This is a genomic window from Acidobacteriota bacterium (genome assembly GCA_038040445.1).
Lineage (GTDB): Bacteria > Acidobacteriota > Blastocatellia > UBA7656 > UBA7656 > Onstottus_A > Onstottus_A frigus.
In genome coordinates this window covers 200682-222803 of sequence record JBBPIG010000007.1, presented here as the reverse complement: position 1 = coordinate 222803, position 22122 = coordinate 200682, and the positions used below count along the sequence as shown (strand labels likewise).

Below are 22122 nucleotides of genomic sequence, written 5' to 3'. Positions count from 1 at the left end.
GATCCGTGATGCGTCCGTTGAGTCCCGTCTCGGGCTAGCGTTCTTGGTCACGCGTCACGCATCACGCATCACTGTTCATTTCCCTTCACCAAGCTTCAAATCCTTCTGGTCAACCAAAAGTATCAACAGATGCTCGACGCGATCGACAGGCGCCGCTGGTTTGACGATGATCTTGTGCCAAGGTCCGTTGGGGTCAGCTTCAACGCGCTCCACTGTGCCCACCAGCAACCCCTTTGGGTAAATCCGATCGAGACCGGTCGTCACGATCGACTCGCCGGGTTCCACGTTCTCGCTGGACGAGATGTTCCTCAGCTCGCAACGATCATTGTCGACCCCGCGAACCTCTCCCATCGCGCGCGAGGTTTGAAGCATCGCTCCCACGCCGGCGTGTTTGTCGGTGATCGCCTGCACCATCGCAAAGTTGGGTCCTACTGAGATGACTCGACCAACGATGCCGCCGGCTGTCGCCACGGGCATGTCGCGCTTAACTCCGTCGAGCGTTCCGCGATCTATGGTCAAGCGGCGGAACCACAGGCTTGCGTCGCGCGAGATCACGTTAGCAGCAAGCTTGCCATACTCTGGGTGCGTTGGCAGGGCGAGTTGCCTGCGCAGCGAATCGAGCGCGGCGGCACGCTCGAGCTCCTTGTTCAACTCGGCTGTCAACCGCTCGACTTTTTCGCGAAGCTCGACGTTCTCTTCGCGAGCGTGCCGGACATCGATGTAGCTGGCGCCGGTCCCTTTGATCGAGGAAAGAACGGAGTCGGCGGCGTGGACAATCGGTGCGAAAGCCGTCACGAGCCAAATGCGCAGGACGGATTGCTCACTGTCGGGATGCCGAGCGTTTGTCGACATCAGCACTACCTGCGAGAGCAACAGTGCGGCTAGTATCCAGGGTGTTTTCTGCTGTGCAGTGTTTGCACTCATAGGAACAGGGGTGGAGGTCAGAGATTAGGGGGTGGCCCAACCCCCAAACCCTAAGCCCTATCCCCATCTCACAGCCCGCGGTGGAGCATAGTGTTTTCCCAGCTCACTCGGCTGAGCAGGTCGAAGTCGGCGAGCATCTTGCCGGTCCCGAGCGCGACCGAGGAAAGGGGGTTCTCGGCCAGCGATACGGGCACTCCTGTCTCGTGCATCAAACGTTTGTCAATTCCTTTTAGCAGCGCACCGCCGCCGGTGAGCACAATGCCGCGCTCAGCAATATCCGCCGACAACTCGGGAGGCGTTCGCTCGAGAGCAACACGTACCGCGTTCACGATAGTCGAGATTGGATCGGCCAACGCTTCGCGCACCTCTTCGTCGGTTATCGTTAACGTGCGAGGAACGCCCTCAATCAAGTTGCGCCCCTTGATCTCCATCTGGATCGGCTCCTCGCATGGCCAGGCCGAGCCAAGCTCAATCTTGATGGACTCGGCGGTGCGCTCGCCGATTAGAAGATTGTACTTTCGTTTTATGTACTGGATGATCGCTTCATCCAGCTCGTTACCGGCTACGCGCACTGCGCGAGAATAGACGATGCCGGAAAGCGATATGACTGCGATGTCGGTCGTGCCGCCGCCGATGTCGACGATCATGTTGCCGTAGGGCTCGGTGATGGGGAGTCCGGCGCCGATCGCCGCCGCCATCGCTTCGGCTACCAGATAGACCTTCGATGCTTTCGCCCGATAAGCCGCGTCCTCAACCGCGCGGCGCTCAACCTGTGTGATCTCGCCGGGCACTCCAATGACGACGCGCGGCGACACCCAGGAGCGGCCGTTGTGGGCTTTCCGGATGAAGTGCTGCAGCATCTTCTCGGTCACCTCGAAATCGGCGATCACTCCATCCTTCATAGGCCTGATCGCTATGATGTTGCCGGGCGTTCGGCCGAGCATCTCCTTGGCTTCTTTGCCGACGGCTTCTACTTTATTGGTTATCTTGTTGATGGCGACGATTGAAGGTTCGCTGACGACGATGCCACGTCCCTTGGCAAACACAAGAGTGTTCGCGGTTCCCAGATCGATAGCCAGGTCGCTAGAGAAAGGGTTGAATAGATTTCTCAGTCTCATTATTTATGTTCGCTTCTCTAATTTATATTGGCTTCTTTAACCAGAATATCCACGGACCGTTGCGCCAATACCAGTGATCCTGACAATGCATTTAGGACGCGGCGAGCCGAACGTTGTTCTTGTCGCGCTGCTTGGCTTCGTACATCGCTGCATCGGCAAGCTCGATCAGCTTTTCCGCCTGGGTAGCGTGCTCGGGAAAGCTTGCGACGCCGAAGCTCGCCGTCAAATAAATGTCTGCCCCGACGCCGCCTTTGAAGCGGTGACCCGCTATCCACAAACGCACTCTTTCAGCCATCTGAAGCGCGCGTTCGGCCGGGGTCTCGGGCAGCATCAATACAAACTCATCGCCGCCGTACCGGGCCACAAAGTCCGAATCTCGGACCGACCGGGTAATAACCTGGGCGACTTCGGTCAGAGTGGCGCTCCCCGCCCGGTGACCATAAGCATCGTTGACCAGCTTGAAACCGTCCAGATCCATAAACACTACTGAAACCGCCGACCCGTAGCGGCGCGCTCTGCGGATCTCACCCTCGAGCGTCTGGTACAGATAGCGCACGTTGTATAGCCGAGTCAGGTCATCAATCAGCGTTTGCCGCGTAGCGTCGTGGTAGTCGATTGCATTCGCCAACGCCCTGGCCAGCGAAGCGCACATTAGTTCAACTATCCGCGCCTCCTCTTGATTGAAGGCATCGCCCTCACCGCTTTTCCGGCTTGCCTGCACCGCGCCGACCAGACGACCATTCGCGATCAGTGGAACGCACAACGCCGCAAGCTCATCCTCTAGCGGCGTGCCCGTCGACGAGCGCTCGCCACCGCTGTTGGCTATGATCGTCCTGTGCTCATTGACAGCGCGAGCTATCGGGAGCGGCGCCTGTTCGATCTCTACAAACGGGCCGACCGGCAGTTCCGTCGCGTTGATCGCCCGGACAAGCTCCAGCCGATTAGCCTGCTCTGTCTTGATGAACACCGCCCACGACTGGGCGTCCACCAACTTCGGAAGGAACTCCAACGCTCGGGCTACGATCTCGCTCGCATCCAGCGATTCATGCAGCCGCATCGCAGCTTCAAAGATCGATGTTCTAACTGCCTCGTCTTGCATTTCGCTATGGTCCCCAGAAGAATTTTACCCCAGCGGGATCAATGAGAGCACACGCTCATTGAAAGCTTTCATCTACAGTCCCACAAGAGCCCCTCATCAACCCCGTTGATGGGCGGCGACCAGAGCAAGAAACTTTTTCTGCAAAGGGAGAAGAACGCACTTGGCGTAAAGCCGAGGCGGTGGATGAATTAACAACTCACTGTAAGGCTTATCGGATGACGGCCGGCATCCCTTACGAAACCTCAAACCCCGGCCGCGGTCAAAATATCCTGCTCGCTTAGCGCCCGTTCCAGTCAGCTCCCGTTCCAGTAAATCTTTTGAACACTTAATCTAACATGGCCGCATGCCCCGCGCAAGAACCTTTTTCGGAAAGCACCCCCGGAAATGAAATAAAAATTGACCGGACGCTCGGCGCTCGCCTGGCGGCACCCTTACGGGCCTAAGAGATGGCAGAATCACTGACCTCCGAATGTTTGCCGCCGCCCCCTTTCGGTGTTAAGATTTCAGCACTCGATAAGGGAGGTGACCAAGGTGAGATGCACGATCATATGCGCCCCCCGCACAGTCCGCAGAAATCTTTTCGCCGACTGACCAGCCCTCCATTAAACACCCATTAAAGGCAGGCGCTTCGCCTGCGATGAATGTTTCATTCGAGAATGAGTTCATGGAGGTTCTATGCAAACCATCACTAAGACAACACTGCCTGAGATAAAGACCGCTCTTCCCGGACCGAAAGCGAAAGAGCTACTCAATCGTGACGCGAAGTATATTTCGCCAAGCTACACGCGAAGCTACCCGCTTGTGGTGCAGCGCGGCTACGGGGCGATCATCGAAGACGTTGACGGCAACACGTTCCTCGATTTCAACGCGGGTGTCGCGGTCGCCGCGCTCGGGCACGCACATCCCGAGATCGCCGAAGTGATCAGCCGCCAGGCGCGCGAGTTTGTTCACATATCCGGCACCGACTACTACTATCCACATCAAACAGCGCTCGCCGAGAAATTGATTCAAGTAACGCCGGGCGACTTCACAAAGAAAGTTCACTACTGCAACTCGGGAGCTGAAGCCATGGAGGCGGCGTTGAAGGCCGTGATCTATTCAACCGGCCGCAATAAGTTCATCGCTTTTCGCGGGGCGTTTCACGGACGCACCTTTGGCACTCTTTCGTTGACTGCATCGCGAGCGGCGCAGCGCAAGGGGTTCGGCCCGCAGACGCTCGACGTAACGCACGTGCCTTACGCGAACCCGATTCGCTTTCCACTCGAGCGCCGTTCGGGAGAAAGCGTCGGCCGCCGTGTCGCGCGTTACATCGAACAAACGATCTTCAAGACCACCGTCTCACCCGAAGACTGCGCCGCGATCGTAGTCGAGCCGATCCAGGGTGAAGGCGGCTACGTTGTGCCGCCGGCGGACTTCCTGCCAGAGCTTCGGCGAATCTGCGATGAGCACGGTATCGCGCTCATCGTCGATGAAGTCCAATCTGGCATGGGCCGTACAGGAAAGCTGTGGGCAGTAGAGCACTTCGGCGTCGTGCCCGACATAATGTGCATGGCGAAAGCCATCGGAGGCGGGCTGCCGTTAGGCGTGACGCTCGCGCGAGAGGACTTGATGCGCTGGCACGCCGGCGCGCACGCTTCCACATTTGGCGGAAATCCCGTCGCAATCGCAGCCGCGATGAAGACGTTCGAGATACTCGAGAACGGCGTGATGAAGAACGCCGCCGAGATGGGCGCTTATATGATGGACCGCTTGCGCGAGCTTCAACACAAGCATGCGCCAATCGCGGAGGTTCGTGGTCTAGGTTTGATGATCGGAGTCGAGATCGCCCGTGACCGCGACGCGACAGAACCGTGGACAGAGGTGCGCGACAAGATCGTGATCGAATGCTTCAATCGCGGGCTTGTGATCCAGGGCGCGGGAGAGTCTGCAGTGCGATTCTCGCCGCCGTTGATAGTAGATCGGGAGCAGGTGGACTTCGCAGTGCACACACTCGACGCTTCAATCGAGAGGTCGCTGAAATAATCCTGGAGCTATGCCGCGCTCAGCACGCACGTGCGGCATAGCGCGCTAAACATCCAGTCAAAGACCAGTCCGAATAGTCCGCATAAAAAGCCCTGGCTAATGCACTGCGCGAATGTTGGCCGGTGGGCGTGAGACGTACACAGACCAGTCAGCGAGTCAGAAGAAACTTGCTGGCGGGTTTGTTTTTTTGAGAGGGCCAAACAACTGCTGATGCTCATCAACCAGAGACGCCGAACTACTCCTTGACCTGTAGCCTCAAAATGCCGACGGACTTCCCCGTTCGCTCGTCAATCTCCACGACCACGCCGTGCAACTGAGGATTCTGGCTTGCAGTCTGGTAACGAATCGGCAACCCGCGCACGAAACGCGTGATCACCAATTGCGACTCGACGCCGATTACGCTGTCGTAAGGGCCAGTCATTCCCAGATCAGTTATGTAGCCCGTGCCGCCCGGCAGTATCTGCTCGTCCGCGGTCTGAACGTGAGTGTGTGTGCCAACTACGACTGAAACTCTTCCGTCAAGATAGCGCCCCATCGCCAGTTTTTCCGACGTCGCTTCGGCGTGATGATCGACAATGATCACCGATGCCCGCTTGCCGATCTCGGCTAACAAGCGGTCGGCGGTCCTGAAGGGACAATCGGTGGGCGGCATGAAAACGCGGCCTTGGATATTGATCACCGCTACCTGGGTGCCCGATGCCGTAGAACCCAGCCAGAGCCCTTTTCCCGGAGCATCGGGCGCATAGTTGGCGGGACGAAGCAGACGCGGCTGATTCTCTATGTACTGGATGACTTCTCGCTTATCGAATATGTGATTGCCCGAGGTCATCACATCGACTCCGGCGTTCAAAATCTCATCTCCGACCTTCGGAACTACGCCGGCGCCTTCGGCGGCGTTTTCGACATTGGCAACCACGAACTCCGCTTCGTGCCGTTCTTTCAATTTCGTCAACGTCGCGGCGAGGATCTTGCGGCCCGGCTTGCCGACCACGTCCCCTATTATGATGACCTTCATCCATCCTCCAGTCGTGCTTGATTCAATTAAATCATGAAAGCGATCGATAAGACTAACGCAGAGATTTGGAGTGCGCCGCTCTCGACCAACAACTTCCCCGACTTCCACCACGCGGCGCTTTGGCTCGGTGAAACAGCAACTGCCGGAGAAGCGCGGCACAATGATGAAAAAGGCGCACTCACGGAACATCTCCGCCTATCGCCTGAGGGATCTCTTGGCAAGTGCGACCATGAGGTGAGACAGCCAAAGCGTCCGCCGGTACACGCCCGGCGAGATTTTCGGCCGAGGGCGGCGCGCTCCAAAGAGGTCTTGTTGCCAACTTCGATATTAGTGATATAATCCTGCACCGGGCCGCCCCAGCCAGCAGTGCAAAACAGATTCTCCCCACGTGACAGAGGATTGTATGCGACGAAAATGGGCTTCCGTTTTGGTGATCGCGTTGTTGATGACGCTGGTAAGCGCCGATGTAGCTGCTGCAAAGAAGTCCCGCTCCAGCCGCGCCTCTTCTCGTAGCCACCTGAAGCGAGACGCGCGTCATGGCCGGGCAAGCCGAGCCGTCGCGCGCCGTGAAAAACGCGGACGCGGCAAATACGCAGTACGTGGGAAGCGCGGCCGTCTTCTCGCACGCGCGCGCCGCCAAAATCGTAGAAGGTACGAGCCGCAGCCTACAGTCGCTCCTGGCGCTTCACGGCCGGCGCCCGGCATCCCAACCGAACGCGTGACCGAGATACAAAACGCGTTGATCAAGGCCGGCCACATGGACGGCCCGGCTTCGGGGCTATACGACGATGCCACGATCGAAGCGATGAAGCGGTTTCAGGCTAAGAACGGATTGTCACAAACCGGGTTACCTTCGGCGCCTTTGCTTAAGAAGTTGGGCGTTCCGAAACGCAGCAACAACGGTTATGCGGCGCCGGTCAGCACCGTAAGCGAGAAGCGGCCCGGGCAGTGAGCAACCCGAGTTTCGATATCGCGGCTTGCGGTTTCACGAGATAAGCAATTCAGGTATAATACCGCGCGGAATTAATCGCCCCTTGCAGTGGGTACGTAAGTTGGAACTGGTTGGCCTCCCCCCTCAGTTCACAAGAACAAGACTGATTAGGTTGTATCGGGATGCCCGAAGACTACTTCAAAGAGCGGCTGCGAGCGCAAGAGGACGAAATCAAGTCTTTACGCGCGACGTTCGAAGGTGCCCGTCAGCGAGGCAACAAGAAGTTGATGGGTATCTCGCGCAAGCGGTTGGAACTGGCCCTCCACCTGCGCGAGATGTATCAGCGAATGCTCAAGCGAGAAGGCGCTCACGGTCAAACAGCCTAGCTATCGTCAGCCAACAGCCTGCAAGAACCCTGTCAGCCAGGCTTGGCGTCTGAGGTGAGCTGTGCCCTGTCACTTGCTTGCTCCCACTCTAACCCGCAGACCTCCGCTGAAGTTCAAGCGGTAAGCCGGAAAACCGATCACCTCCTGGTAATCCTGATTCAACAGGTTGTCCACGCGGGCGAATGCGCTGACAAATCTGTTGAACCGATAGGAGCCCGCGACGCTTAGCTTGCCGTAACCTTCGTTGAATACCGGCTGCCCGGTATGGTCAAACTTCGCAAACGGAAAAGGTATGAAGTCTCGCCGTCGTCCAACAATTGAGCCATCAAGCGTGACATCGAATCGCTGACTGATCCAACTGATCTCGAAACTGCCCGAGTGCCGCGGCCTGCGAAGCAGCGGGAGACCAAGCTCGGGGTTCGGCGCCAGCACGGCCTCGAAAGTTGGCGGCGGAAACGCGAGCACATCGGCCGCTCGGTCTAACCGGGAGCGCAGGAAGGTGTACGTCCCGAGGAGTCGTAGGCGCCTCAACACGCCGCCGGGCCGTGCGCTGGCGATCAACTCCAGGCCGCGCCCGGACGCGCGGTCGGCGTTGACGAAGTTAGTAAGAACGCCGCTGGGCAACCGGATCGGCCCGAACGCCGGCGTTGATTCGAAGATGATTAAGTTTCTAAACCGGTTGTCGTAGTAATTCAGCTCCACGCTCGCTCTGCGGCCGAAGAACTCTTGCACAACACCGACCTCGAAGCTGATTGCGCGCTCTGGCTTGAGGCTGGGATTGCCGAGTGCGTCGCTGCTCGGGCCGAAGGCTTCATCAAGCGTGGGCTCTTTGATACCGGTGCCGAAGCTCGCCTTGAGCCGGGTCGCCCCTACCAGCGCGCTCTCCTGATGCTCACGCGCAAGCAGGGAAACGCTTACTCGAGGGTTTGTAGCCCAGCCGAATCCGATGTCACCTGAAGGCACGCTCGAACCCAGAGACTCCAGCACTAGCCTCAAGTCATCGGGTACGGCGCCCGTGTTGCGCTCGAAGCGCACACCCGCAGTGACAAACAAACGCTCGCGCCAGGCGGCTTGCTCCTGAACATAAAGCCCGAGGTTATTCCTGTCAGGCGAGACTCGGCTGCGCGAGAAGTCATTGCTGCTCGTTATCACGGCCGACTCGTGCTCGAAATCCACCCCGGCGGTCAGGACGTTCGAGCCTGTGACGGCGGCGATGCTCTGATAGTGAACGCCGCTGCGCTTCTGATGATCTTGAAAGGCTGACCTGAAATCACCACCGAAGACGTCGGGCCCCGCCGGGGGCGTGCCAGGCGTTGTCAGGTCCTGAGCGTTCGGATCAAAGTTGTTCGTATCGAACTCTGAATAAACAAACCGCGCAGTCTGATGAAACCGCTTGGTCGTTTTCAGATTGAGCGTGGCGGCAAGCGCAAGGTCTCGATGCTTTTGTCTTGCGTCCGGATCGGCAAACAGAATCGCCGTAGGTCCGGGCACTCCGAGCGTCCCGTTGTTCCAACGCGATGTTATTCGCAGGTCGCCCTGCTGCGTAAGACGAAAACCGAGGTTAGCCGAAGCCGAGCGATTGATGAAATCGCTATTTCGGAATCGTCCGCCGGTCGTTTGATAACCAAAGGCCGCGGAGTAATCGAACCAGCCGGCGACCCCCGATAGCCGTGCCGCCTCCCTGTGAAAATCGAAGCTCCCTCCTTCCGCTTGTAATTCAAACTCTGGGACGGGCGTGACGCCGCGCCGCGTAAAGATCTGAATCGCACTAGTCATTGCGTCGGAGCCGAATACCGCGCTTTGTGGTCCGCGCACAACTTCTATTCGCTCGACATTCTCGGGTGTGAGGAAGGCAAAATCAAAAGCGCCGCCCGCCCTATTGACCGGCACGCCGTCTATCAACACCTTGTTGTAGTCCGACTCGCCGCCGCGCGCGAAAATCGACGTCAACCCGCCGCGCCCGCCCGTTTGCACAACCGCGAGTCCTGGAATCTGCCTCAGTGGTTCGGAGATGAGCGAGTAATTCTTGCGGGTCAGATCTTCTTTGGTGACAACGGTGATGGAGCCGCCTAACTCGTTTGTCGAAGTCGCGGTCCGAGTCGCCGTGACTATCAGGTGATCTGAAATGGCGGCAATCTCAAGCTGTACGTTCACCGTTTCAGTCGCGCCCGCCCGCAGCTCAACTGCCGCTTGACGCCTGTGGGAAAACCCCGGCGCTTCGACCGTTACCTGGTAGCGGTCGTTGGCAACCTCAGCGATTGAAAAGTGACCTTCGTTGTCTGTGCGCGTTTCGTAAGCTACGAGTCCGGTCGCATTGCGAAGCACAACGCGCGCGCCGGCGACCTTCGCGCCTGTTGGATCAACTACGCTTCCTTCAATCCGCCCGCTTCCCGCGCCGGCAACTGCGATTGAGGTGAGCGCGAGGACTGAAATGATGGTGAGAGCGAGACACTGGATGGACAGCTTTCTTGATAATTGGTCAGACATGGATTCTCCTTTCCGCGAAAGAGTTATTTCCGCGGATCGCCGAGCGGGTTCCTGACTTAGCGCCAATTAGTCCGAAGTCCGTGGTCAGTAGTCCGTAGCTCTCAAAGCAGCGTTTCGAACAACGAGCTACCAACTACTGACCACGGACTACTGACTTCCTACGCCGGCGCCTTCCCACCTTTGCAGGCAGTGGCATGATGCCGGTTTCGTTGCGCATCACAGTTGCGGGACAGTGGCGGTCTTTCACCGCCTTCCCCGCACAACGATCCAGATTTGCAAATTAGTCCGTAGTCCGTGGTCCGTGGTCCGTGGCTCGCCGCCAGAACAACCACCGTTCCAGCAAAACGGCTGTGGACTATCAAAATGCGACTGCTCGACCGCGGATTACTGACTACGGACTACTGGCTACGGACTACGAACTACTGACTACGGACGTCTCGAATAAGCGTTACCCTGGGCGAGCCGCTCGCCGGATTTGCATCAACTATCAAATTCGTTTCAAACACGCTTCGCAGCAGCGGCTCGGTCATCACGTCCTCCGGCGTTCCGAACGCGATCATCGAGCCCGTCTTCAAAAGCAGCGCGCTTGTCGCGAAATCGGCCGCCAGATTCAGCTCGTGGGTGACGACGATCGCCGACATCTCGCGCTCGCTCGTGAGCGTTCGCACCAAATCGAGCATCTTCACTTGATGCGATATGTCCAGATTCGCAACCGGTTCATCCAAAACCAACAACCGGGGACGCGCCGCCAGCGAGCGGGCCAGCATCACTCGTTGTCGCTCTCCACCCGACAATTCAATCAGCCGGCGCGATGCGAACTGCGTGGTCCGGGTCAGTTCCATCGCGCGCCGTGCCTCTTCAATGTCTTCGCTGCTTTCGAACCCTATCAGCCGGCCTTGAGCGAATCGTCCTTGCAGCACAAACTCCATTGCGGTGAGTGGGAATCTCACCGCCGAGTCCTGCGCAACGTAGCCAATCAAACGAGCGGCTTCACGCCGATTCATCGATGACAGATCGCGACCGCCGATCAAAACGCTGCCGTTGGCGGGCGAGAGTATCCCGACTATGATCTTGAGCAATGTGCTCTTGCCCGACCCGTTCGGCCCCAGCACCGCAAGCAACTGCCCGGCGCCAATTTCAAATGACAGCTCGTTGAGCACCGGCTCGGCGTAGCTGAATTGAACGCTTCTCACTTCGAGCATGATCGGGAACCCGTTTCGTCAGCTTGTTCGTCGCAGCAAGTAAATGAACACCGGTGCGCCTATCATCGCTGTGATCACCCCGATGTGAAGCTCGCGAGGCGAGATCACCGTGCGCGCGACCGTGTCCGCAAGCAATAGGAATGCGCCTCCCACCAGCGCCGACGCAGGAATGACCAGCCGGTTGTCGCTGCCTCCGGCGAGGCGAATCGCGTGTGGGACGATCAAACCAACAAACCCGATCACACCGCTCACAGCCACCGCCGCGCCTGTGATCAATGACGCCGCGAGATACACCGTGACCTTCACTCGGGTGACTTCGACGCCTAACGCCAGCGCTTCTTCTTCGCCGGTCATCAGTAAATTCAAGCTGCGCGCATTCGCGTAAATCACTCCGATCCCCGCCAAAACGAACAGGCCGACCAGCGGCAACAGGCGGGATTCACCGCTCAGGTCGCCAATCAGCCACGAGAGCACACTGCGCTGACGAGAACCTGACGCGGTGGTCACCAAAAAAATAACGCCGGACGACAGGAACGCGTTGACGATCACCCCGGCAAGTATCAATCGTTCGCTGGTTCCACCATGGCGGCTCTGACCGAGCACGTACACGACAGCGATGGTTGCGACGGCGCCTATGAATGCCGCAGCCGGACGGCTTAGCGGTAGCGTCTCAGCGAAAACGGTAGCCAATATCGCGCCAAGCGCGGCGCCGGTGGACACGCCGAGGATGTAAGGGTCCCCAAGCGGATTCCGCAACAGCGCCTGGTAAGCCCCGCCGGCAACCGACAACGCGGCGCCGACCACTATCGCCATCAACACCCGTGGCAATCGAATTCCGGCGATGATGATTCGTTGCTCAGGTGTGACGTCCGCTGTGCGGCCAGTGATCTCGGCGGCGACGATTCTAAGAACCGATCCGATGGTCACATGCTCGCTACCGACTGCGGTCGCGATAGCAACAAACAAAACGAGCACGATGCCAAGCACGACGAGAGTAAGCACCAATCGTCGCGCGGTGAGCCTTTCGCGCAAGCCTTCCGGTTTCATATCCACGGTTGCCGTCGCGCTCATTCGGGGTTCTCGCTTTTTCCAAACGCTTCCGGGTGAATCCTCGTCGCCATCTCCTCTAGCCCCTGGACAACGCGAGGTCCTGGCCGTAAAAGCAGATTGTTGTCAAGGTGAAATACTCTGCCCGACGTTGCCGCTGGGGTCTCCTTAAGCCGGTTGGGAAATGCCGCGTCACCGGTCTGGAGAAAGATGACTTCAGGCCGTCCGGCTACCGCGGTCTCGAGGCTGTACTGGGGGTAGTCGCTATTCTGATCGGCGGAGATCGACCGGCCACCGGCTCGATTGATCAGATCGTTGATGAAGCTTCGTCCGCCGGCGGTTATCAGCGGGCTCGAGCTCAGCACGAATAGGACGCGCGGCCGTTCCAGCCTGTCTGTGCGCGCTTGAACCGCTTCGATGCGCGCGCGCAATTGATCGCAGAGATCCCGCCCGCGTTCCGAAACACCGGTCAACTCGGCAGTCATCTCGATAGACTTGAGGACCCCTTCCATATCTCGAGGGTTGCTGACATAGATTGGGACCCCGGCCTGATCGAGGCTGTGCACAAATTCCTCGAGTTGGCTTGCGGTTGAGGCGATGACCAGATCGGGCTTCAGCGCCACTATGCGTTCAATGCCAGGGCGCATCGTGTCGCCGACCCTTTCCTTGCTCGTTGCCTCCACAGGGTAGTCACAATAGGAGGTGACTCCGACTATGCGATCGCCTAGCCCGAGCGCGAACAGGGTCTCGGTGACAGAGGGCGCGAGCGAGACGATTCGCTGAGGGTGCAACTTGACCTGGATCGTGCGTCCGATCTCATCGACAAAGGGTCGCGTGCCATCGGGGGCCGCGCTCTTCGAAACGCAAGCCGTGCATGCCATCGCCGCAAGTGCGATGCCGGCAAATAGGAGGGCTCGGCGATGGGCGCGCTGCGAACAACCAGCCTGCCGCGAAGACTCTTTGAATGTGATCGATCCTTGGCTGTGCAAAAGAAAAAGCCCCCGCCGACCAATCCACGCGATGGGTCGAGCAGGAGCTGATAAAGAAGGTGCTCCGGCGCGCCTTGCCCTCTCGCGCGGAGAGCGTTCGGCTCGCAACACGCTTCGGGCAGGTCTCCTGACTTAGTCTCGCAGACGCGGGTCAAAAATCGACCGCACATCTTTGCCGCTGGCAGCCTTCCCGATACAAGATCAGTGGCTCGGTGGCCGGCGGCTTCGAGAGCATCACAGTGGCGGGACCGCGCGGGAATCTCACCCGCTTCCCTATTCTCCCCGACTCTCGGGGCACCTGAAGCTATTCGTGACGATTCACAAAGAGCAGTTTGAGAACAAGCAACCTAGCACCGCGTCGCGGCCGAGTCAAACTCCTCCGGCGTTACCACGACTGTTGCCATTTCCCGCGCTGTTTGAGAGAATCAGCCCTGACTACCACAGGTCTCAATGAGTAAGCTAAAGCAGTCAGAGATGAGGTAATGGCAAAGAGCCACCCGAAACCTAAAGTAAAGGCCAGGCCATACCTGGTATTCATAAGCCACTCTTCAACGGATATCTGGATAGCGGAACAGATAGACAAGCAGATAAGGGCGCTCGGCGCCGCAACCTGGCTAGACAAGAATGATCTCAAAGGAGGCGATGCACTTGTCGGCGAGATCATCCGGGGAATCGATGCTTGCAACGAGGCAATTGTCTTAGTGTCGCCAAAGAGCGTTAAGTCACACTGGGTTATCTACGAAATAGGAGCCGTCTCGGGTCAACACAAACGTGTTACGCCTATACTGAACCAAGTCAACCACGACGCAATCGCTCCAATGAAGGACGTAAAATCAATTGACCTTAACCAGTTCGATGAATTCCTGATACAATTGGCCAAGCGAATAAAGTGACCGGCCAAAACACCAGACTCTAGCTATGGGACATATGCCGTACAAAGTATTCATCAGTTCAACCCACAGAGACATTGATGTTGCCCGGGATCTCGCACGCCGGATCGAGGAAGCTGGGGTTAGAGTCTTCCCGGTCGAAAAAACGGTGCGGGGAGAGAGTGGAGCCGCGTCAGTCCCGCGTTCATTAAGGGAAGCCGATGAGGTGATCGTCATACTCACCGACAACTCCGTCAACAGCCCATGGGTCTTATATGAAATGGGTGCAGCTTTAGGACTCCATAAGCGAGTAACGCCCCTTGTCGTAAACGTCGAGGACTCAGAGATTCCACCCTTCGTCGAGAACTATGTCAGATTCGCTGAGCTGCCCTCTTACATCGCCGAACTAGCTAAGCGAGCAGGTGGATTGAAGCCCCAACCTGCATAATGTTGTCCTACCGATTGCAGATCACCTTGTTTGCCCGCGCGCTCGTTCGACGAATTCCAGAAAAGCCTGCGGTGACGGAATGTAGCCTTCGGCGATGTTCAACACTCTGCCTTGTCCGTCGAGAATTATCGTAGTCGGATAGCCGTTGACACCCATGTCCTTAGCAAAGCTCTGACCTTCTCCTCGGTCCTCTGCGTTCACCTTGACGAACACCTGTTGCCGGCTCAGCGCAACGATTGCCGGATCTGTGTAGATTGTCTTGTCCATCTTCTTGCACCAGCCGCACCAGTCTGTGTACACGTCGGCTACTATCAGCTTTCCTTCGGCGGTCGCAATCTGGAGCGCGCGGCGAAGATCACGTTGCCACGCGATTTGGCCGCGGACAACCTCGGGGTCCCTGCGGGTTGAAGGTTGCGCCTCACTCTCGGCGGGCGCACGGACTGCCTCGCGCGCTGCCGAACTGAGATCGTCGTTCGTTAGAACCGGAGTGCGTCTCGCGGGGCTCGACTGCGCGTGGGTAAGCGCGCAAATAGCGATCGATGCGATGGCGATCCCCAGAATCAAGGCAAGAGTCTTTTTCATCGAGTGTCCTGCTCGGGGGCGAGCGGCTTTGCTCGACGATTATCGGGCGGCGAGACCGGCTTCTCAATAGTTTTTGTCGTTTTTCCATTAGCCCAGGCTAATTGAAAAACTAGGACAATGATGTGGCCAAGGCGCCACTATGGCTCGCGACAGCTTGGTTGCTTCAACAGCCGGCTTGTCAATTACGAAGAATTGACAGGTCTCGTGCAGCGGGCTATTCTCAGTCTTGCTCTAAAACAGAAGCTCACGGGGACAGTCGCTCCCTGAGTGCAACCATGCTTGAAAGGAACCCGAGTTGAGCGAATACAGGCCGATCATCGGCATACCTTGCCGTTATAACTGGAACACTTTCTACTACGAGCTCCGCGAGACTTACGCCGAAGCGATCTATGCGGCGGGAGGCACACCGCTGCTGCTGCCGTTGATTGCGGAAACCGATTACATCGAATCGGTCATGGCGCACGTCGACGCAATTGCCCTTTCGGGCGCGGTCAACGACGTCGATCCGCTCCGTTACGGGCACGAGCCGAGACCGAAACTCGGACCCGTGGTTCCCCGTCGAGACGAAACCGACATGCTGTTGCTCGCAGCGGCCGAAGCAAGACAACTGCCGGTGCTCGCGATCTGCTTCGGCATTCAATCACTGAACGTTTACCGAGGCGGTACGCTCATTCAGGACATAGACAGCGAGGTCAAGGAGCCGCTTAAGCACATGCAAGGCGATCTCTTCTGGCGGCGTTCGCACTCGATCAACATAACCGAAGACTCGCTCATCGCCAGGCTCGCCGACTCAACCCACACGACCGTCAACAGCCATCATCATCAGGCTATCGATATTGTCGGCCGGGACCTCGAGCCTATTGCCTGGGCGCCCGACGGAGTCATCGAAGCAGTCATCAACACGCGCCCCGATCAGTTCGTGCTCGGCGTTCAATGGCATCCCGAGGTCGGCTGGCAAGACGATCTGCTCTCTCAAGCGCTCTTCAATCACTTCATAGTCGTAGCGCGAGACAGACAGGCGTCGCGCGTCGAAGACGCGGTCAGAGTTGACAGATAAGAGCGCTCACTCCTAATCACTTCGTGGCACTATGCGCAGAAGAGATAAGCTGACACTTGCCGCCCTTTGCGCAGGGCACTTCGTCAACGATTCTTATTCGAGCATCATCTATCCGCTACTGCCGTTGATCAAAATCAAGCTCGGCCTCACCGCGACCCAGGTCTTCTGGCTCGCGCCGCTCTACGCGATTTCGTCTTCGCTGATGCAGCCAGTCTATGGCTTCATCTCAGACCGATACTTCAGGCGGTCCTTCGCGGTGTTTGGCCCGGCGATCACCGGCATCTTTGTGTCGATGATCGGGCTGGCGCCGTCATACGGGATTCTGATCGTCTTGCTCGTAGCCGGCGGGATAGGAATAGGCTCCTTTCATCCGCAAGGCGCGGCGATGGCGGCCACAGCGGCAAGCGACCGCCGCAGAGTCGGGATGGCGCTATTTTCAGCGGTGGGCACGCTCGGGTTCGCAGTCGGACCGCTGGTGATAACCAGAGTCGTTTCGGCCTACGGTCTGGAGCACTCCTACTACCTAGTCGGAACCGGTTTGCTGATGTCGGCCGTGCTCTATCGAATATGTCCGCCGCTCCCGGCGCACAGCTCATCGGCGCCCGGGGTTGAGAAGATCAAGTGGCAACTGCTTGCCGCGCTGCGCACTGCGTGGAAGCCGCTCACTCTGCTTTATCTAATCACGGTGATCCGCTCGGGCCTGCAGATGACCACCAACAACTACCTGCCCTTCATGCTGGAGGACCGGGGCTATTCGCTAACGGACACGGGCAACATGCTGACTGTGTTTCTATTGTTGGGAGGAGTAGGCGGAATTGCCGGCGGCTTCACCGCCGAGCGGTTCTCCGGCCGCGCAGTGACCCTGTACTCGGGCTTGCTGGCGGGGCCGTTGATGATTGGCTCTTTCGCAACTACCGGCCTGTTGAGCGTCGTCTGTCTCGGGCTTGGCGGATTCATGTTGCTGGCCACGATTCCGGTCATCGTAGCGATGGCTCAGGAACTGGTGCCCGGTCAGACCAGCACCGTCTCGGCATTGATGATGGGAGCGGCGTGGGGAGTGGGCGCGCTTGCACCTCAGGCGCTTTCGACGTTCGTGCCGGCGTTCGGCTATCGCAACGTGCTGATCTTCGCTTCGGCCGTTACGATGGTCACCGTCGTGTTAGCTTACCTTCTACCGCGCGACGAGCCCATTCACCGCCGAATAGTCGAGTCGGATCTGGCAACCGCAAGCGCAGTCGGCGATTGAGAAGCCGTTCGAACTAGTGGCCTGTAACATGATCAATCTCGCAGGCAAAGTCGCTATCATCACCGGAGCGTCGCGCGGCATCGGCGCTGCTACCGCAATCAAGTTTGCTCGAGCCGGCATCCGTGGATTGGTTCTCAACTACAACCGCGATCGCGGTGCAGCCCTGCGCGTCGCCGCCGAGTGTGAGAAGCTCGGCGCGGAGGCAGTTCCCGTTCGCGCGGACGTTTCGCGCTTACCCGCCGTCCGGAAGATGGTTCAAACCGCGGTCGCTCGCTTCGGTTCGCTCGATATCCTCGTCGCAAACGCGGGCATCTGGAAAGAAGCTGCGATCCAGGAGATGACCGAGCGCGAATGGGACGAAACGATAACCGTAAATCTCAAGTCGATCTACACGTGTTGTCACGAGGCTGCCCGAGTAATGATACCGAAGCGAGGCGGCACGATGATCCTCATCTCTTCGACCGCGGGCCAGCGCGGCGAGCCGTTTCATTCCCACTACGCGGCGACAAAAGGCGCGATCATCTCGATGACTAAATCGCTGGCGGCTGAGCTCGGGCCTCGCGGGATCACCGTCAACTGTGTAGCTCCCGGTTGGGTCGCGACCGACATGACCGAGGACGCTTTGAACAATCCCAAAGAGCGCCGCAAGATTCGCGAGTTGATTCCGCTCGGCCGAGTCGCAACACCCGATGAAATCGCCGGGCCGATCCTCTTCCTCGCGTCTGATCTCGCGAGCCACATCACCGGTGAAGTGCTTAATGTAAACGGGGGGTCGGTGCTGTGTGGTTAAGGAAGAGGTTCAGGGTTTCGGGTTCAGGGTTCCGGGTTCAGAGTTCAGGGTTCAGGGTTCAGGGTTTCGGGTTCAGGGTTTCGGGTTCAGGGTTTCGGGTTTCTGGTTTCTGATATTTGGTTACGAGACTGGAACCCTGAGTCCTGAAACCTGAACCCGGAACCCTGAACCCGGAACCCTGAACCCCCAGTTCAAAGCTGAAGGCCTTTAATGGTAAAGACTGGACTCGAAATAATCCTCGAATCGAAGCTCGGTTTGCTCGACGCCGCGCGAGTGGGGCTGATCGTCAACCCCGCGTCGATTGACTCACGCTTCCGGCACGCTGCGGATTTATTTCATCAACATCCTCGAATCAATCTCACCGCGCTCTTCGGCCCGCAGCACGGCATTCGTGGCGAAACTCAAGACAACATGATCGAGTGGCGAACGTTCCGCGATAAGCGGACGGGGCTGCCCGCTTATTCGCTCTACGGCGAGACGCGAAAGCCTTCCGCTGAAATGCTCGCGGGCGTTGACGTCCTTGTCTTCGACATCCAGGACGCCGGCACGCGCGTCTACACCTTCATCTACACGATGGCGCTGGCAATGGAGGCGGCGCGCGAACTCGGCAAACGATTCATCGTGCTCGATCGGCCCAATCCTATCAACGGAGTTCAGATGGAAGCCAACGTGCTCGAATCTGAGTTTCAATCGTTCGTCGGGATGTTCCCGATCCCGATGCGTCACGGCATGACGATTGGCGAGCTGGCGTTGATGTTCAATCGGGAATTCGGAATCGGCTGCGAGCTTGAGGTAGTCGAGATGGAAGGCTGGCGCCGCGAGATGTGGTATCAAGACACCGAGCTTCCCTGGGTAATGCCTTCGCCGAACATGCCCACGGTCGATACCGCGGTCGTCTACCCCGGCAGCGTGATGATCGAAGGCACGAACCTCTCCGAGGGGCGAGGCGCCACTCGACCGTTTGAGATCATTGGCGCGCCTTTCATCGATCCCTGGGAGCTGGTCGAGGAGTTGAAACAAGACAACCTCCCCGGCGTGGTGTTTCGTCCGCTCCATTTCGAACCGGCGTTTCACAAATTCGCCAATGATCTTTGCGGGGGCGTTCAGATTCACGTGACTGATCGGAGCGCATACAAGCCTGTCATCACCGGCGTGGCGATCGTCAGTACAATTCGTCGCCTCTATCCTGATCATTTCGAGTGGAAGCAACCGCCGTATGAGTACGTCTACGACAAGCTTCCGTTTGATGTGATCAACGGAAGCTCGAGCCTACGCGAGCAGATAGAAGAAGGAAGCGCGGTGGCCGAGATCGAAGAGAGTTGGAGCGTGGGTTTGAATGAATTCGCCGCGCGGCGCGAAACTTATCTTCTATACGACTAGACAAAATAGACCACGGATGACGCGGATTGAACGGATTTACGCTGATCCGCGCAGAATCCCTCGAATCCGCGTGATCCGTGGTCTATAATCCCGATATGGAGTCGCTCGACGAACTTCTTCAACGAGCCGAACAATCTCATGGGCATATGTGCGCCGGGCAGGTGCTTGGCGTGCGGATGGCGATGCTCGGATGCCGCGCGGTTGGCATAGAAGACCCACGCGGCGCCGACCGCAAGAATCTGATCGTATTCGTCGAGATAGACCGATGTGCCGCCGATGCGGTCAACACTGTCACCGGGTGCAGGCTTGGCAAACGCACGTTGAAGTTCTTCGACTATGGCAAGCTTGCCTCGACGTTTCTTAACGTCAAGACCGGTGAAGCCGTGCGCGTCGTCGCGCTCGACTCATCACGCGAGGCGGCCGACTGCGCTTTCCCCGAGATCGAAAACAAATACCAGCGTCAGCTTCGCGCTTACAAGCTGCTGCCCGATGAGGAACTCTTCAAACTCGAAAGCGTCCGAGTGAGCCTCCCACCACAGGATCAGCCTGGAAGGCCGGTTTCAAGGGTGCTGTGTGATGAGTGCGGCGAAGGAATCAACGACCGCCGCGAAGTCTTACACGACGGCCGAACGATCTGTCGCGCCTGCGCAGGCGAAGCTTACTATTCAAGGCTGTGACGCTTTTTCGAGTTAGAGGTCAATCGAGCTTTCCTGAAAGCGCGGCCGTTGGGCCAGAACTACTTTCGAACTCGACATTCTGATAAACATCGCTGAGCCTCAGAGTCACACCCAACGAGGGCAGGTAAAGGCTCGCGTCAAGGCCATTCACTTCCGAGTAGCTCCAGGTGCCATCATCGTTCCTCACGAAGTGCGTGATGTGCGGCCGGTGCTGGGCAATAAGCAGGTATTCGCGAAGACTTGCGATCGATTTGTAGTGCGTGAACTTGTCGCCGCGATCATACGCTTCCGTGCTCGGCGAGAGGACTTCATAGATCAGAACTGGATTCAGTAGCAGATCGTTCCCGTTGAATCTTTCGACTTCAACTCTCCCGCACGTTACACTGCCGTCGGCATAGCGATAGGGCGGCGCTGTTGGCACCTTGATCTGCATGTTACTACCAAAGACTGTGCACTCACTGCCGCGTAGTTGAATACGAAACAGATCGAACGCGTTGCCCATGGCCCGCTCATGCCCGAGCGTGCCGCCGCTCATCACGAACACCTCACCGTCCCAGAACTCAAGCCTCGCGTCCGACTCGCGTTCAAGAGCCAGGTATTCGTCAAGGGTGTAGCGCCGTTTTGTTTCAGCCGACATGTAACTCTCGCTCGCTCCTAATCAGATGTGTGACTTCATTGTCCTGCTGATCGGCAGCCAAGACAAGACCCATCTCACAGAAAGTTCAATTCAACTCGACCCTAACCATCACTTCACAGCATTCGGCGGGCTCAAATACTTAGCCAGAAATCTATACACCTCCGCCCGCGACTCCTTCGCAAGCTTCGTATCCAGCCGGTTGAACGCGTGCCCACCCGGAGCGTTCTGATAGATCTTGTACTCGAACTGCTTCCCTGCCGCTTTCAACTTCGCAATCAGATGCTCGACCTCCAGCGCGTTCACGTCTTCATCGTTCGTGTTTGTGTGAATCAATAGCGGCGTCTGAAGCTTCTCGGCGTTCCACGCAGGCGAGCGCTTGCGGTATTCGGCGACGTTCTCATCGGCGGTCTTGCCTATGTGATAGGGCGCCGAGAACAGTTCGCGATAACTCTGACTCTTGTATCCCATTCGCGCGACAAGATCACTCACCGGCACTCCGGCATACGCTACTTTGAAGTCCTTCGGATGGTCGAAGATGTTCATCAGCGTTATCAATCCGCCGTGGCTCCAGCCGATGATGCCGACTCGCTCGGGATCGACGTTCGTGTGGTTCTCAAGCATCCACTGTTTGCCCCCAAACACATCGTCAACTTCTAATCCGCCATAGTCGATCAATCGCCAGAACTCACGCCCGTAGCCTGTGCTTCCCCGATAGTCGGGCGCGATAACTGCGTAGCCCTGTTCGACCATCTCTCGAACGATGTGCACCGCCGTCGATTCGAAATTGCCATGAACGCCGCCATGCACGTAGACGACGAGCGGCAGCTTCGCCGACGCTGCATACTTCTTCGGCATGAATGTGTAGGCGGTGATGATGACCGGATTACCCGCACCCTGGCCCGTCGGGTTAGGAATAACTCGCGGTGGTGGCCCTGTGTAGCGGACCTTATCGACCACCGCAACGTCATCCAACGCCCGCATCCACATCAGGTCATCGACGTCCTTCGACAACGCCTGCTGAAGGAAACTGATCGCTTCTTCGATTGCCCGCAAGCGCTCCTGTACAGGGTCGGCAGGTGGGGTGGGTCTCTGCTGTGAAAACGCAGCCGGCTCGATTGCCAACATTGATACAATCACGAAAAGAAATGCTCTTGTTGCTAGTCTCAAAAGCATAGCGCTCCCTTCTTTCTTGGCGTCTTTGCGTCTTTGCGTTAAA

21 protein-coding genes and 2 riboswitches are annotated in these 22122 nt (G+C 57.9%); of the genes, 10 read left to right on the top strand and 11 right to left on the bottom strand.

All coding sequences use genetic code 11. The annotated features are described in order from the left end of the window. Positions 1-75: 75 nt before the first annotated feature. The 3 genes from mreC to AABO57_10160 all read right to left on the bottom strand — a co-directional run bounded on the left by mreC (position 76) and on the right by AABO57_10160 (position 3141). Entirely contained in the window at positions 76-924 is an 849-nt protein-coding gene (mreC, locus tag AABO57_10170; GenBank protein ID MEK6286094.1) for a rod shape-determining protein MreC, read from the bottom strand. Positions 925-992: 68 nt separating this feature from the next. Continuing rightward, positions 993-2042, bottom strand: coding sequence for a rod shape-determining protein (locus AABO57_10165; protein MEK6286093.1), 1050 nt, complete (start codon positions 2040-2042; stop codon positions 993-995). Between the two features lie 91 nt (positions 2043-2133). Beyond that, positions 2134-3141, bottom strand: a complete 1008-nt coding sequence (locus tag AABO57_10160) for a GGDEF domain-containing protein (GenBank protein MEK6286092.1) — start codon at positions 3139-3141, stop codon at positions 2134-2136. A gap of 675 nt (positions 3142-3816) precedes the next feature. Here AABO57_10160 and AABO57_10155 point away from each other — a divergent pair. After that, the gene (locus AABO57_10155; GenBank protein ID MEK6286091.1) at positions 3817-5163 is read left to right on the top strand and encodes an acetyl ornithine aminotransferase family protein; all 1347 of its coding nucleotides are present in this window, start codon (positions 3817-3819) and stop codon (positions 5161-5163) included. A gap of 235 nt (positions 5164-5398) precedes the next feature. Here AABO57_10155 and AABO57_10150 read toward each other — a convergent pair whose 3' ends face one another. Then, entirely contained in the window at positions 5399-6178 is a 780-nt protein-coding gene (locus AABO57_10150; protein ID MEK6286090.1) for a TIGR00282 family metallophosphoesterase, read from the bottom strand. Between the two features lie 403 nt (positions 6179-6581). Between AABO57_10150 and AABO57_10145 the strand changes: the two genes are divergently transcribed. Both AABO57_10145 and AABO57_10140 read left to right on the top strand, forming a co-directional pair. Continuing rightward, positions 6582-7130 (top strand): peptidoglycan-binding domain-containing protein, encoded by a 549-nt coding sequence (locus AABO57_10145; GenBank protein MEK6286089.1) that lies wholly within the window; start codon positions 6582-6584, stop codon positions 7128-7130. 161 nt (positions 7131-7291) lie between these two features. Then, positions 7292-7495, top strand: a complete 204-nt coding sequence (locus AABO57_10140) for a hypothetical protein (GenBank protein MEK6286088.1) — start codon at positions 7292-7294, stop codon at positions 7493-7495. Between the two features lie 69 nt (positions 7496-7564). On the opposite strand, the gene AABO57_10135 is transcribed toward AABO57_10140, so the two are convergent. From AABO57_10135 to AABO57_10120, 4 genes are all read right to left on the bottom strand, one after another. Continuing rightward, on the bottom strand, positions 7565-9982 hold the full coding sequence (locus tag AABO57_10135; protein MEK6286087.1) for a TonB-dependent receptor: 2418 nt from the start codon (positions 9980-9982) through the stop codon (positions 7565-7567). A 24-nt stretch (positions 9983-10006) separates the two neighbouring features. Continuing rightward, a riboswitch (cobalamin riboswitch) is annotated at positions 10007-10281 on the bottom strand. 120 nt (positions 10282-10401) lie between these two features. Next, positions 10402-11184 carry an ABC transporter ATP-binding protein gene (locus AABO57_10130; protein ID MEK6286086.1) on the bottom strand — a complete coding sequence of 261 codons (783 nt, stop codon included), beginning with the start codon at positions 11182-11184 and terminating at the stop codon, positions 10402-10404. 18 nt (positions 11185-11202) lie between these two features. Beyond that, on the bottom strand, positions 11203-12255 hold the full coding sequence (locus tag AABO57_10125; protein ID MEK6286085.1) for an iron ABC transporter permease: 1053 nt from the start codon (positions 12253-12255) through the stop codon (positions 11203-11205). Next, complete coding sequence (locus AABO57_10120) at positions 12252-13220, bottom strand: cobalamin-binding protein (GenBank protein ID MEK6286084.1); 969 nt, start codon at positions 13218-13220, stop codon at positions 12252-12254. Before AABO57_10120 ends, AABO57_10125 begins: the two co-directional genes overlap by 4 nt. 99 nt (positions 13221-13319) lie before the next feature. Then, positions 13320-13537, bottom strand: a riboswitch (cobalamin riboswitch). A gap of 165 nt (positions 13538-13702) precedes the next feature. On the opposite strand from AABO57_10120, the gene AABO57_10115 reads away from it, so the two are divergent. Then, entirely contained in the window at positions 13703-14113 is a 411-nt protein-coding gene (locus AABO57_10115; protein ID MEK6286083.1) for a toll/interleukin-1 receptor domain-containing protein, read from the top strand. A 25-nt stretch (positions 14114-14138) separates the two neighbouring features. Next, positions 14139-14537: a toll/interleukin-1 receptor domain-containing protein gene (locus tag AABO57_10110; protein ID MEK6286082.1), complete on the top strand. Its 399-nt coding sequence runs from the start codon at positions 14139-14141 to the stop codon at positions 14535-14537. A gap of 21 nt (positions 14538-14558) precedes the next feature. Here AABO57_10110 and AABO57_10105 read toward each other — a convergent pair whose 3' ends face one another. Further along, the gene (locus AABO57_10105) at positions 14559-15119 is read right to left on the bottom strand and encodes a thioredoxin family protein (GenBank protein ID MEK6286081.1); all 561 of its coding nucleotides are present in this window, start codon (positions 15117-15119) and stop codon (positions 14559-14561) included. Positions 15120-15414: 295 nt separating this feature from the next. Between AABO57_10105 and AABO57_10100 the strand changes: the two genes are divergently transcribed. The 5 genes from AABO57_10100 to AABO57_10080 all read left to right on the top strand — a co-directional run bounded on the left by AABO57_10100 (position 15415) and on the right by AABO57_10080 (position 20269). After that, positions 15415-16176 carry a gamma-glutamyl-gamma-aminobutyrate hydrolase family protein gene (locus AABO57_10100; protein ID MEK6286080.1) on the top strand — a complete coding sequence of 254 codons (762 nt, stop codon included), beginning with the start codon at positions 15415-15417 and terminating at the stop codon, positions 16174-16176. A gap of 31 nt (positions 16177-16207) precedes the next feature. Next, positions 16208-17422 (top strand): MFS transporter, encoded by a 1215-nt coding sequence (locus AABO57_10095; GenBank protein MEK6286079.1) that lies wholly within the window; start codon positions 16208-16210, stop codon positions 17420-17422. Between the two features lie 28 nt (positions 17423-17450). After that, a complete protein-coding gene (locus AABO57_10090) occupies positions 17451-18212 on the top strand; it encodes an SDR family NAD(P)-dependent oxidoreductase (protein ID MEK6286078.1) in 762 nt (253 codons plus the stop codon). Between the two features lie 210 nt (positions 18213-18422). Then, complete coding sequence (locus AABO57_10085; GenBank protein MEK6286077.1) at positions 18423-19592, top strand: DUF1343 domain-containing protein; 1170 nt, start codon at positions 18423-18425, stop codon at positions 19590-19592. A 95-nt stretch (positions 19593-19687) separates the two neighbouring features. Next, positions 19688-20269, top strand: coding sequence for an FmdE family protein (locus tag AABO57_10080; GenBank protein MEK6286076.1), 582 nt, complete (start codon positions 19688-19690; stop codon positions 20267-20269). 19 nt (positions 20270-20288) lie between these two features. On the opposite strand, the gene AABO57_10075 is transcribed toward AABO57_10080, so the two are convergent. Both AABO57_10075 and AABO57_10070 read right to left on the bottom strand, forming a co-directional pair. Then, complete coding sequence (locus tag AABO57_10075) at positions 20289-20906, bottom strand: Uma2 family endonuclease (protein ID MEK6286075.1); 618 nt, start codon at positions 20904-20906, stop codon at positions 20289-20291. Between the two features lie 108 nt (positions 20907-21014). Further along, the gene (locus tag AABO57_10070; GenBank protein MEK6286074.1) at positions 21015-22079 is read right to left on the bottom strand and encodes an alpha/beta fold hydrolase; all 1065 of its coding nucleotides are present in this window, start codon (positions 22077-22079) and stop codon (positions 21015-21017) included. Between the last annotated feature and the right edge of the window lie 43 nt (positions 22080-22122).